The following is an 11871-nucleotide window of genomic DNA, read 5'->3' as shown; positions in this document are numbered from 1 at the left end:
GCGGAACCTCAGAGGCTCCCTGGTCTGTGGGTGCCCTGACTTATGTATGCCCATTGGAACTGGGTGTCGGGTGCCGGCGGACGCAGGTTTCGTTGTGCGTTCTCCATCCTGTCGTGAGTGTCTGTGGCTGCTATGGCGACCATGACCACTCACGACCCCTGCGCATTCGGAACCTGGACCTGACGCTGCGGATGCGGGTCGTGATGTCGTGTGGCCCGGTGCACGCACGACGGTGGTGGCAGCAAGGTGTCATCCGGGCCTCGCTTCCCACCTCCGCGCCTACCGTTGGTCCGGATCCGGGCTGGAACGAGACTTCGAGGTGGGGCGTGACCTGGGAACTCAACATGCGGCTCGAAGCGACCGACACCGAGGTGGTGCAGATCCAGTCGCTCCTGAGCGATACCAGCAGCACCTGGCGCCGGCTGCGGCCGGTGACCGTCAACAACGAGGAAGGCATCGGGCAGGGCAGGCTGGCGCAGGCGTTCCGGCCGACCTACGTCCCGGCGGCCGAGCAGGTCCGCACCCTCGCCGACGGCGTGCTCGACAAGCTGGAGATGACCACCCACGCGGGCCGCGTCGCCGTTCAGGCGTACCGGGAGGCCGAGATCGCCGCGAGCCAGACCATCGAGGGCGGGATTCCCGGCATCCGCTGAATCCGTCCACACGCGACACTGGGAAGTGCTGTGCCTGTTTCGGAACCCTCCGGGGAACTGTGGTCCAAGGTCAAGCCGCTCACCGAGTGGCCGGACACCAACGAGGACATGGTGGGCGCGATCTACTTCGCGCTGCTGGATTCCGCCGCGGCGTTCGCGGGGCTCAACGAGGCGGGTCTCGAGGCGGTCTGGGAGGCCTGGCAGGACCCGGCGGGCGGCCAGTTCGTCAGCGTGCTGACCTGGGAGATCAACCTGGGCGTCGGTGCCGCCGGTCAAATGGTGCAGCTCGGCGGGCTGGCCGGCGCGTTCGCCGCCGACGTCAAGAACGCGAAGCAGTACATCCAGAACATCATCGCGCTCAACACCGTCCCGTACGAGGCCGCCGGGGCCGTCCCGTTCATCGGCGACGACGCCCAGGAGCGGATCGTGAAGCAGGTCGCGTCGTGGATCAACAACCACCTCAACGGCCTGCTGGACGGGATCGCCAACCGCCGGGACGTGGACCACGCCGCGATCGTCGCGGAGCTCGGCGAGGGCCGCACCCTGCTGGAGCGGGGCCAGGACCTGCTGACGGACAACGCCGAACTCATCAACAAGGTGTCCGATGTGGTGGGTGACATCAGCACCACGCTCGGCCTGGCCTCCGACGTGGCCGGGGTCGTCCCGCATCCCATCGCGGAGGGGCTCAGCGAGGCGTTGGGGAACGCGTCGCTGGGCACTGGAGTCGTGGCGCTGGGCGGCCACACGCTGGCGGACAAGGCCGGCGCCGATGTCGCCGAGGAGACGCTGAACTGGGACCGGCAGGCGGTCATCTTCGGCGCGTCCGGCGTGCCGAACGGCACCACCTTCGTCGTCGGCGAGCAGATCGGGGCGGAGTTGGCCACTCCCGACGAGGGCCCGCCGACGTACTTCAACGACCTGCAGTCGTACTGGGTGCCGGAAAGTCCTTTGCAGGGCGCGCTCAGCGGAACACCGCTGAGCATCCTCGTCCCGTTCGCCAACGCGGCCGGGGACGGGATCGCGGCGGACAACGAGAGCCAGGGCGCGCGCGACGAAACCAGGGCGCGGGACCGGGTGGGGGCGCGATGACTCCGGCCGTTCAACCCCGGACATCGGATTCCGTCCGGATCGAATTGCCCGAGGGCTTCGAATCGATGCCGCTGCCACCGGGCGCCGCCGAGCAGGGCGCGAGCACCCTCGGCAGGTTCACCGCCGGCGATCCGCCGGTCTCGCTGGCGCTGGCCGTCGGCGTCGCCCCGCTGCACGCGATGCCGCTGCCCGCAGTGGCGATCGCGAGCAGCCTCGTCGCGCCCTACCGGCGGCAGCACCCGGCGGCCCAGGTCGGCGTCGCGATGCTGGCCAACGGGCCGGCGCTGGTGGCCCTGCACGCCGGGGAGTACCGCCTGCCGCCGAAGGTCGCCGGGGCGCGGGAGGCGCTGCTCCTGCCGCGGATCAGGGCGGAAGTGCAAGTGCCGGACGGGAACCGGTTGGTCGTCGTGTCGGTCGCGGGTGCCGGGCAGGACGGCTGGCCCGCGGTCATCGCCGAGGCCACCCGCCTCGCCGGCAGTGTCGAAAAGGGACGGGGAACGCGTGCAGAACGGGACCGATGACCACGATCTCGGCGAGATGCGGGAGACCTACGAGCGCCTCGCCGACGGGATCCGGAAGTTCCGGGACGAGCTGACCGCCATGCGGGTCACCGCCGACTCCGCCGACGGCCTCGTCTCGGCGACGGTGAGCGGCCGCGGCGAACTCGTCGAGCTGCACATCGATCCGCGGGTCTTCCGCGCCCCCGATTCGCGGCGGCTGGCCGAGCAGATCATGGGGACCATCCGGTTCGCGGCCGGTTGCGCGCGCGAGGACGTGTTCGAGCTCGCCAAGCCGTTCCTGCCCCCGGACGCCGAAATCGACCGCACCGACGTCGATTTCGACCCCGCGCTGCACCAGCTGGACCGCGCGCTGGGCCGCACTCGCTGAGTTCATGGCCTGTTGCGGCCACGAGCAGCGACGCGGCCCGCACCGGGAAGACCATGGTGGAGATGAGACGACATCGAGTGCTGCTCGCCGCGGTGCTTGCCGCGACGGCGCTTCAGCTCACCGGCGGCGCCGTCGCGGACGCCGCTCCCCCGCCCGGCGCCTGCCACGACCCGGAGCCCGCGCGCCCGCAGGTGCGGCAGCAGCCGTGGGCCCAGCAGGTCCTCGACCCGGAGCGCGCCTGGCCGCACAGCCGGGGCTCCGGGGTGCTGGTCGCGGTCGTCGACTCCGGCGTCGACGCCGATCACCCGCAGCTGCGCCGGCTGGGAAAGGTGTTGCCGGGCCGCGACTTCTACCTGACGGGCGCGCTGCCGGGCGCGTTCGACTGCGTCTCCCACGGCACCGGGGTGGCCGGGGTCATCGCCGCCGACCAGGTGTCCGGCGTCGGCTTCCACGGGGTCGCGCCGGACGCGGCGATCCTGCCGGTGCGGATCAGCGACCGGGACGTCGGCGATCGCGGCGAGTCGCTGCGGATCGATCCGCAGGTGGTGGCGAACGGCATCCGCTACGCCGCGGACCAGGGCGCGAAGGTGATCAACCTGTCCCTGGCGGGGCTGGACGACTACCCCGCCATCCGGGGCGCGGTCGCGTACGCGGTGGCCAAGGACGTGCTGGTGGTGGCCGCGGCCGGCAACGCGCAGCGGGACGCGAGCGCCGAACTGCCGTCCTACCCGGCCGCCTACGACGGCGTGCTCGGCGTCGGCGCCGTGGACATCGACGGCGCCCGGATGCCCGGCTCGCAGATCGGCCGGTACGTAGACCTCGTCGCGCCGGGCGAGAAGGTGCTCGCCACGTCCAGGGTGGACGGTCACAACTACGTCGACGGGACCAGTTTCGCCACGCCGTTCGTGGCCGGGACCGCTGCGCTGGTGCGCGCCGCCTGGCCCCGGCTCACCGCGCCCGAGGTCGCCCAGCGGCTGATGGCCACCGCCACCCCGGCGCGCGGCGGCGCGACCGGCGACGGCTACGGGGCCGGCCTGGTCGATCCGTACCGGGCCGTGACGGACGGGCTCGACCTCGACGACCCGGCGGCGCTGCCCGCGCACGTCCCGCAGCCCCCGGATCAGGCGCGGCTCGACCGGATCGCATGGGAGCAGGACACGGCGAACGCGGCGAAGTGGCTGACCATCGCCGCGGCCGGGGTGGTCGTGCTGGCCGCGGCGATGGCGGTGGTCCTGCCGCGCGGGCGACGGCGCCGCTGGCGGGCGGGCCGGGCGCGCTCGCTGCCCGCCGAACCCGCCGCCGTCGAACCACCGGAGCAGATCTTCCTCATCGCCGATCGCTGAGGATCGGCGCCCGAGCCCGCTACGGCTTAGAGGTTGTTTCAGGATGCGGCGTCAGCCGCATGCGGTGTGGGACTCAGCTTGCACCGCCGCGGGTTCTCAGCGTTCGTCTGGCGAGGACAGTCGTGACGCCGTGTATTGGTCATACATAAGTCACGGCTCCCGCAGTCCAGGCGGACGCTGAGGTTCCGCCACCCGCACCGCCACGCAAGCCATTCTGTTACCACTCCTTCGCGCATTCCTTCCACTCGAAGTGGTAGGTGGTGTCGATGTTGCCGTCGGTGGAGTCCATCGACATGAAGCTCGTCTTCGACGGGTCCGAGGTGCCGGCGTCCACCCGCAATTCGGTGTTGATGTTGAAGTTGCGCTGTTCGCCGCACGGCTTGTAGACGATCGCGCCGATCTCGGTGGAGTCGGTCACCTGCCAGTTGTCACTCAGCGGTCCGGAGAACGGCGTCTGGAAACGGCCCGTCTCCGACATTCCCTGGAAGTAGTAGCTCGCCTTCTCCAGTCCGGTCGCCCCCGGTTCGAGGTGGGCGAAACCGCGGTAGTCGGCGCTGGCGATGCCGTAGGTGAATCCCTGCGGAATGTTGACGATCAGGTTGAGCTGGCAGTTCTTGCGGAAAGCGGTCGGGTCCACGCCCGGGCCCACCTTGGCCAGGTAGTCGCTGTAGCTCACGGTGAACGAGGTGTTGTCCGGGGACACCGCGACCGCGGCGGTTCCCGCCGGGCACCCCGATCCGTTCACCGTCGCGACATCGATGGTGATCTCGCCGGTGGGCGGCGGAACGTCGTCGTGGTAGCCCGCCGGGGAGAACATGGTCAAAGCCGTCAAAGCGGCAGCAGAAAGAGCAGCGAACATGGCGAACGCCCTTCATGGAAAGCGAACAGACAAAACTTCACTGCTGTGAATGCGATGAGAGTAGCGGCGGGACCGATCGCGGCACGCCTCTGAACGGGCTAAAACCGCCGAGTCCCGAAAACTGTTAATGCGCGGGGAAATTGTGACGCGGTGCTTTCGCTCGCAAACACCGGATGCCCGGCGCGGTGTGGCGCCGGGCATCCGGTGATGACGAAATGTCTAGATGTTGGTGACGATGTTGATGCCTTGCCGCAGGGTCTGGTTGCCGATGTCGCCGACGTTGCCGTAGGCGTTGCCCTCCGCGTTCAGCCCTTCCTGCCAGTACCCGGTTTCCTTCTGGCGCAGCTGGTAGGAGTGCGACATCTGCTGGTGGGCCTCGTCGAAGTGGTTGATGTTCATCGCTTGCTGGACCTGCCCGTCGAAGTAGTCTCCGATCTGGGCCGCTGTCTTCTGGGCATCGGACATCGCCGTGTCCATCATGTCGAAGACGATCTTGAATTCCCCGCCGGTCGACATTCGCTACTCCCTTCAGGTCGGGTTGATGACGCTCGAGGTGCCGTAGTCCGGCGCGGCGAGCACGCTCTGGGCGGTGTCCTGGCCGCCCTGGTACACGGACAGCAACTGGTTGTTGTTGTCGACCAGGAGCTGGTTGTGGTCCGCGACCTTCCGCCACTGGTCGTCGCGGTTCTGGCCGACCGAGAAGGCCGCGGCCTGCGGCGACCCCAGCAGTCCACCCTGGACCGTCTCGCTGTTGCGCTGGCTGTGGGCCACGCTCGCGCCGTTCTGGTCGCGCTGGCTGTTCTCCGTCAGGGAGACCAGGTGCTGCATCGCCCCGTAATCGATGTGGGCCTGGTTGGAAACCATCCACCCCTCCTCTGCTCGGCGTGCGGTTCCGATGCCGAAGCTAGAGCGCGGAACCGGTCCCGGCCCCGGCGCGGCACGTTCCTGCCATCGCCCGCGCCCACCGCCGCCGATCGCGAACCATCACGGTCATGGCGACAGTCGTGGTGAAGAGGCCGGCCCGCAGACCGGCGCCGGAGATGCCCGCCGGCGAGCTGGTGCTGCAGGCCCCGCCGGAGATCCCGCCGCCGCCCGCCCGGCAGTGGACGCAGGTGTTCATGGTCCTGCCCATGGTGGCGATGACGGCAGGCATGATGCTGATGTTCTCCGGTTCGCTGGGCGGTTCCATCCGCTTGGTCATGTACGGGCTGATGGGCGTGGCGATGCTCGGCATGGTCGTCATGGGCTTCCTGCAGAGCGGCGGCCCGAGCAAGCGCGAGATGGGCCACGCCCGGCGCAAGTACCTGCGGCACCTCGCCCAGCACCGGCTGCGGTTCCGGCGGTCGGTGCGCGGGCAGCGCGCGGCGATGGAGTACCTGCACCCGGATCCCGCCTCGCTGTGGTCGGTGGCGGCGAGCTACCGGTTGTGGGAGCGGCGCAAGGACGACCCGGATTTCGGTGTCGCCCGGATCGGCCGCGGCGCGCAGCGCCCGACGGTCACGCTGGTCGCCCCCGACACAAAGCCGCTGGAGGAACTCGAACCGCTGTCCGCGCTGGCGCTGCGCAGGTTCATCACCACGTATTCCACAGTGGACCGCTTGCCGGTCGCGATCGCGGTCAACGGGTTCAGCCGGATCTACCTGCGCGGCGACCGCGCTGCGGCGCTGGGCATGCTGCGCGCGATGCTCGCGCAGCTGGCCACCTCGCACTCCCCGGACGACCTGCGGATCGCGGTGTGCGCGGGCGAGGAGCGCCGCCCGGACTGGGAGTGGGTCAAGTGGCTGCCGCACGCGCTGCACCCGGAGCGCACCGACGCGGTCGGGCCGGTTCGCCTGGTGGCGCAGGATATTCCGGCTCTGGAATCGATGCTGGAGGAGGAGCTCGCCAAGCGGCCGCGCTTCGACCCGGAGGCCGGGGCGGGCATCCCGGGCCCGCACCTGGTGGTGGTGCTCGACGGCGGCTCGGTCGCCGGTTCCGATCATCTGATGACCGGCGGCGGCGTGGAAGGCGTGACCGTGGTGGACCTGACCACCGCGCCGCCGCGGGCGCTGGACCGGAGCGCGGTCGTGCTGGACGTGGCCGCCGACGGTGAACTGGGCAGCGAGACGATGGACGGCGCCGCTCAGGTCGGCCGGGCGGACTCGCTCGGCGCGGCGGCCGCCGAGGGCCTGGCCCGGCAGCTGGCGCCGCTGCGGCTGACCGCCGGCGTGCGCGGCGATGCGCCGATGACCAACGAGCTGGGCCTCGCCGACCTGCTGGAGCTGGGCGACCCGTACGAGCTCGACCCGGCCGAGACCTGGGCGCCGCGGCCGAACCGGGACCGGCTGCGGGTGAAGTTCGGCATCCGGGCCGACGGCGTTCCGATCGAGATCGACCTGAAGGAGTCGGCCCAGGACGGCATGGGCCCGCACGGCCTGCTGGTCGGCGCCACCGGTTCCGGCAAGTCGGAGCTGCTGCGCACCCTCGTGCTGGCGCTGGCCGTCACCCACCCGCCGAACTCGCTGAACTTCGCGCTGGTGGACTTCAAGGGCGGCGCCACCTTCGCCCGGCTGGACGCATTGCCGCACACCAGCGCGGTGATCACCAACCTCGCCGAGGAACTGCACCTGGTCGACCGGATGACCGACGCCATCAACGGCGAGCTGATCCGCCGCCAGGAGCTGCTGCGCGCCGCGGGCGACTTCGCCTCCCTGCGCGACTACGAGAAGGCCCGCGCCGCCGGCGCCCCGCTGCCCGAGGTGCCGACGCTGCTGGTCATCTGCGACGAGTTCTCCGAACTGCTGTCCGCCAAACCGGAGTTCATCGACCTGTTCGTCCAAATAGGACGGGTCGGCCGCTCGCTCGGCGTGCACCTCCTGCTCGCCTCGCAGCGGCTGGACGAGGGCCGGCTGCGCGGCCTGGAAACTCACCTGTCCTACCGGATCGGGCTGCGCACCTTCTCCGAGATGGAGAGCCGGGCCGTGCTCGGCGTGCCCGACGCCTTCCGGCTGCCGAGGGCTCCCGGGCACGGATTCCTCAAGGTCGGCACCGAGCCGATGGACCGGTTCCGCTCCGCCTACGTCTCCGGCGTCTACCAGAGCGCCACCGGAACCGGCGTGGCCGCGGCCTTCGGCGAACGGCTGGCGCTGCACGAGTACACGACCACGTACCTCGCCCCGGAGCCCACTCTCGGCGACGTGCCGGAGGAGCCGGAGGCCAACGAGGAGGCCGCCGTCGGCGAAACGCTGCTGGACGTCATGGTGGACCGGCTGCAGGGCCGGGGCACGCCGGCGCACCAGGTCTGGCTGCCGCCGCTGTCCGAATCGCCGTCGCTGGACGCCGTGCTGCCGCCGCTGACCGCCGATCCGGTGCGCGGGTTGACCGCCGCCCCGGCGGGCACGCTCCGCCCGGTGCTGGGCATCGTGGACCGGCCGCTGGAGCAGCGGCGCGACCCGCTGGAGCTCGACCTGTCCGGCGCCGCCGGGCACGTGCTGGTGCTCGGTGCCCCGCAGACCGGCAAGAGCACCGCGCTGCGCACTCTGATCGCCAGCCTCGCCCTCACCCACACCCCGCGCGAAACCCAGTTCTACTGCCTGGACTTCGGCGGCGGCACGCTCGGCTCGCTCGCCGGCCTGCCGCACGTCGCGGGCGTGTCGGGACGCCTGGACACCGGCGCGGTCCGGCGCACCGTCGCCGAGGTGGCGACGCTGCTCGCCCAGCGCGAGCGGATGTTCGCCGAGCACAAGATCGACGGCATCGCCACCTACCGCCGGCTGCGCGCCGAGGGCCGGTTCGCCGACCACCCGCACGGCGACGTCTTCCTGGTGATCGACGGCTGGCAGACGCTGCGCAACGACTTCAACGACCTGGAGGAGGTCGTCGGCGACATCGCCGCCCGCGGCCTGTCCTACGGCGTGCACGTGGTGGCGTCCTGCGCCCGCTCCTTCGAGCTGCGGATGAACGTCCGGGACCTGTTCGCCAGCAGGCTGGAGCTGAAGATCGGCGACCCGATCGACTCGATCGTGGACCGGCGCGCCGCGATGAGCGTGCCCGCCGACTCGCCCGGGCGGGGCCTCGCGATGAGCGGGCACCAGATGCTGGTGGCGCTGCCCAGGATCAATGGGGTGAGCAGCGCAGGCGATCTGGCCGGCGGCATCGGCGCGCTGGTCGAGGCGGTCGGCGCGGCGTGGCCGGGCGAGCCCGCGCCGCCGGTGCGGCTGCTGCCGGGCGTGCTGCCCTACGCCGAGCTGCCCGCCACCGACGAGCTCACCGGGGCCGAGGCGGGACTCGCGGTCGGCATCCACGAGCGCGACCTCTCCCCGATGCGGCTGGACTTCAACGCCGACCCGCACTTCTTCCTGCTGGCCGACACCGAATCCGGCAAGACCACGTTCCTGCGGGTGCTGGCCCGGCGGATCTGCCAGGCGTACTCGCCGAGCGAGGCGCGGATCGTGCTCGTCGACCACCGCCGCGGCCTGCTCGGCGAGATCGGCGACGAGCACCTGCTCGGCACCGGCACCAACGACGCGCACAGCCGCGGCCTGCTGGCCGAGGTGGCCACCGAGCTGACCAAGCGGCTGCCGGGGCAGGACATCACGCCGGAGCAGCTGCGGGCCCGGAACTGGTGGCAGGGACCGGAGATCTTCGTGCTCGTCGACGACTACGACATGGTGGCCACGCACCAGGAACACCCGCTGATGTCGCTGCTGCCGCTGGCGGCGCAGGGCGCCGACATCGGCCTGCACGTCGTGCTGGCCCGCCGCACCGGCGGGGCCGGGCGCGGGCTGTTCGAGCCGTTCCTGGCCCGGCTGCGGGAAGTCGGCGCGCCCGGCCTGATGATGTCCGGCGACCGGGACGAGGGCCCGCTGCTGGGCGGCATTCGCGCCCAGGTGCTGCCGCCGGGCCGCGGCTGGCTGGTCGACCGCCGCGGGCAGAAGGACCAGGTGCAGATCGCCTGGCTCCCGCCGGGCTCGTAGCCGAAATGGCCGGTTGCTGTCGCGGCCCCCACCGCGACCGGCCGCCGTGCTTCGCTGAGCAGGGGGCAGGCGATGCGCGAAAACCCGTGGCAATCCAGCGGAACTGCCGGGCCGACCCGGACCGCAACCGCGCGACACCGCGCCGGACATCGAGGAGGGGCGTATGCCCGCAGCAGAGGTCAACGGCAACACCGAGGCGATGAGCGCGTTCTCCAGCCGGCTCACCGCTCCGCCGATGCCGCCGTCGCTCACGCGGCTGGGGACGCCGCCGAACCTGTCCGGCCTGTTCGAGGGGATCGCGATGTCCGTGCTGGACAAGGCCGCCACGGCGGCCATGGCCACGTACCTGACGAAGGTGACCGAGGACCTGGTGACCGACTCCGCGAAGGTCAAGGCGGCCGCGGCGACCTACAGCGCCGCCGACGTGACCAGCGCGCTCACGCTGACCGCCTCGGCCCTGAAGCTCGCGAACAAGGGGCTCGGCCTGCTGAAGCAGGCGGGCGGGACGCTCGGCCAGCAACCCGCCGCGAAGCCGGGTGACGAGCCCGGAACCGCCTCCCCGACCAGCGCCGCCTGAGGAGGGCATCCATGGCAATCCCCTACAACCTGCTGCCCATCGAGGCGCACATGGCGATGATCACCGCCGAGCAGGCGAACGTCGCCGTCCTCACCGACGCGGCGCGGATGTGGACCGAGGTCCGCGCCTGGATCGAAGAGGCCAGGGTGGAGCTGCACACCCGCGCGGGCGAGCTCGCTCCACAGTGGAAGGACGACGCCGGGCGGGCGCACGAGGAGAAGGTCCAGCGGTCGCTGGCCGAGCTGACCATGTGGGCCGACCGCATCGACGCGGCCCAGCCGGTCGAGACGCTGACCACGCTGGCCGGCGCGATCCCGGAGGCGCTCGGGACCGTGACCGGCCTCTACGAGTCCTACATGCTCGCCATGTCCAACCCGCTCACCATGGGGATGGCCCCGGCGTTCCAGCAGGCGGCCGGCGCGCGGATGTCGGCCCTGGGCGCGCAGTTCGACATGTCGATGCTCAAGGTGGTCGCGGCCTCCGGGCTCCAGTCGCCGGGCGACGTGCTGCCCGCGCCGGAGGGCGGCCTCCCCGTTGTCGAAGGCTCCCCGGGCGAGTTCCTCAAGGCGGCGAACGCCGGGATGGACGTCCTGTCGGAACTGCAGAACCTGGCGTCGTCGATGACCGACGGCGCCACCGCACCGGACCTCTCCGGCGCGACCGGGCCGTCGCTGGCCGGGGCGACGCCCGTGACCGGCCCGGTCCCGAACGCGCACCTCGGCGCCGGGCTGCCGTCGGCGTCCGGCCCGCCGGTGCCGTCGGGTGGGCTGGGCTGGGCGGGTGCGGCGGGGGGAGCGGGCATGATGCCGCTGGCGAAGCCGGTAGCGGGTAAGCGGGCGCCCAGCCTGGCCGCCGAGGTGAAGCCGGGAACAGCCGCCGCGGCCGGGACGAAACCGGTCGCGGGCGCGATGCCGCCGCCGATGATCCCGCCGTCCGCCGGCCAGGGCGCGACGGGCACGCTGCGCCCGGGCAGCGCCGAGCAGTCCACCGGCCGGACCGAGACCAAGCGCAGGCCGGCCGGAACCGACGGTGTGCCGGAGAGCCTGCGCGGCCGCTCCGGCGGCGACGCCGCCTTCCACCGGACGAGCGGCCAACGCACCCGCGAAGCAGGCCCGACCCGGCTGCCCGACGACGAGCTGTGGCAGGCGAATCCAACCCCAACACGTCGATGACCGGTTCGTAGCAAGGAATTCCGGCATCTGTCGTGCGGGACTGGCACCGCCCGCCGACGCACGGGCGCTTGCGGCCAGATCGCAGGCACCCGCGCACCCCCACCCACCACACTGAACATGGCACCTGCCGCAAGTTCCATTGAAATCGGATGTCCGATTTCAATGGAACTTGCGGATCATCGGCGTGTCACACCACGACACGCCGACGCCTGTGGACAACTACCGCAATTTCAATGAGCGTTTTTCATCCTTCGTGTTCGAGGGTGAGGATGGCTCGGGCGAGGGTGCCGACGCGGTGTGGGCAGCAGCGGACGCGGTCGAGGGCGTGCCAGTTT

Annotated in this window: 11 protein-coding genes; 8 read left to right on the top strand and 3 right to left on the bottom strand. The window is 71.3% G+C overall.

What is annotated here, in order from left to right; all coding sequences use genetic code 11:
• Window positions 1-326: 326 nt before the first annotated feature.
• The 5 genes from AC07FN_RS17375 to mycP all read left to right on the top strand — a co-directional run bounded on the left by AC07FN_RS17375 (window position 327) and on the right by mycP (window position 3973).
• On the top strand, window positions 327-653 hold the full coding sequence (locus tag AC07FN_RS17375) for a hypothetical protein (protein WP_478396525.1): 327 nt from the start codon (window positions 327-329) through the stop codon (window positions 651-653).
• Between the two features lie 30 nt (window positions 654-683).
• Complete coding sequence (locus AC07FN_RS17370) at window positions 684-1742, top strand: WXG100-like domain-containing protein (RefSeq protein WP_478396524.1); 1059 nt, start codon at window positions 684-686, stop codon at window positions 1740-1742.
• The gene (locus tag AC07FN_RS17365) at window positions 1739-2263 is read left to right on the top strand and encodes a hypothetical protein (RefSeq protein ID WP_478396523.1); all 525 of its coding nucleotides are present in this window, start codon (window positions 1739-1741) and stop codon (window positions 2261-2263) included. Before AC07FN_RS17370 ends, AC07FN_RS17365 begins: the two co-directional genes overlap by 4 nt.
• A complete protein-coding gene (locus AC07FN_RS17360; RefSeq protein ID WP_478396522.1) occupies window positions 2244-2630 on the top strand; it encodes a YbaB/EbfC family nucleoid-associated protein in 387 nt (128 codons plus the stop codon). The genes AC07FN_RS17365 and AC07FN_RS17360 overlap by 20 nt, the downstream gene beginning before the upstream one ends.
• A 62-nt stretch (window positions 2631-2692) precedes the next feature.
• Window positions 2693-3973, top strand: coding sequence for a type VII secretion-associated serine protease mycosin (gene mycP, locus AC07FN_RS17355; protein WP_478396521.1), 1281 nt, complete (start codon window positions 2693-2695; stop codon window positions 3971-3973).
• Between the two features lie 217 nt (window positions 3974-4190).
• Here the strand turns inward: mycP and AC07FN_RS17350 are convergent, their stop codons facing one another.
• The 3 genes from AC07FN_RS17350 to AC07FN_RS17340 all read right to left on the bottom strand — a co-directional run bounded on the left by AC07FN_RS17350 (window position 4191) and on the right by AC07FN_RS17340 (window position 5696).
• Window positions 4191-4832 carry a DUF4360 domain-containing protein gene (locus AC07FN_RS17350; RefSeq protein ID WP_478396520.1) on the bottom strand — a complete coding sequence of 214 codons (642 nt, stop codon included), beginning with the start codon at window positions 4830-4832 and terminating at the stop codon, window positions 4191-4193.
• 219 nt (window positions 4833-5051) lie between these two features.
• The gene (locus tag AC07FN_RS17345) at window positions 5052-5348 is read right to left on the bottom strand and encodes a hypothetical protein (protein ID WP_478396519.1); all 297 of its coding nucleotides are present in this window, start codon (window positions 5346-5348) and stop codon (window positions 5052-5054) included.
• A 12-nt stretch (window positions 5349-5360) separates the two neighbouring features.
• The gene (locus tag AC07FN_RS17340) at window positions 5361-5696 is read right to left on the bottom strand and encodes a hypothetical protein (RefSeq protein ID WP_478392294.1); all 336 of its coding nucleotides are present in this window, start codon (window positions 5694-5696) and stop codon (window positions 5361-5363) included.
• Window positions 5697-5824: 128 nt separating this feature from the next.
• On the opposite strand from AC07FN_RS17340, the gene eccCa reads away from it, so the two are divergent.
• From eccCa to AC07FN_RS17325, 3 genes are all read left to right on the top strand, one after another.
• Window positions 5825-9787, top strand: coding sequence for a type VII secretion protein EccCa (gene eccCa / locus AC07FN_RS17335; protein WP_478396518.1), 3963 nt, complete (start codon window positions 5825-5827; stop codon window positions 9785-9787).
• 163 nt (window positions 9788-9950) lie between these two features.
• Window positions 9951-10364, top strand: coding sequence for a hypothetical protein (locus tag AC07FN_RS17330; protein ID WP_478396517.1), 414 nt, complete (start codon window positions 9951-9953; stop codon window positions 10362-10364).
• An 11-nt stretch (window positions 10365-10375) separates the two neighbouring features.
• Window positions 10376-11536, top strand: coding sequence for a hypothetical protein (locus AC07FN_RS17325; RefSeq protein WP_478396516.1), 1161 nt, complete (start codon window positions 10376-10378; stop codon window positions 11534-11536).
• The last annotated feature ends 335 nt before the right edge of the window (window positions 11537-11871 follow it).

Source organism: Saccharopolyspora sp. NPDC045941, assembly GCF_056431445.1.
This window is presented reverse-complemented; position numbering and strand designations above follow the sequence as displayed.

Bases quoted from the DNA above. Each gene is read 5' to 3' on its own strand.
- AC07FN_RS17330 (WP_478396517.1), top strand. From the start codon at position 9,951: ATGCCCGCAGCAGAGGTCAACGGCAACACCGAGGCGATGAGCGCGTTC.
- AC07FN_RS17350 (WP_478396520.1), bottom strand. From the start codon at position 4,832: ATGTTCGCTGCTCTTTCTGCTGCCGCTTTGACGGCTTTGACCATGTTC.
- mycP (WP_478396521.1), top strand. From the start codon at position 2,693: ATGAGACGACATCGAGTGCTGCTCGCCGCGGTGCTTGCCGCGACGGCG.
- AC07FN_RS17325 (WP_478396516.1), top strand. From the start codon at position 10,376: ATGGCAATCCCCTACAACCTGCTGCCCATCGAGGCGCACATGGCGATG.
- AC07FN_RS17345 (WP_478396519.1), bottom strand. From the start codon at position 5,348: ATGTCGACCGGCGGGGAATTCAAGATCGTCTTCGACATGATGGACACG.
- AC07FN_RS17365 (WP_478396523.1), top strand. From the start codon at position 1,739: ATGACTCCGGCCGTTCAACCCCGGACATCGGATTCCGTCCGGATCGAA.
- AC07FN_RS17340 (WP_478392294.1), bottom strand. From the start codon at position 5,696: ATGGTTTCCAACCAGGCCCACATCGATTACGGGGCGATGCAGCACCTG.
- eccCa (WP_478396518.1), top strand. From the start codon at position 5,825: ATGGCGACAGTCGTGGTGAAGAGGCCGGCCCGCAGACCGGCGCCGGAG.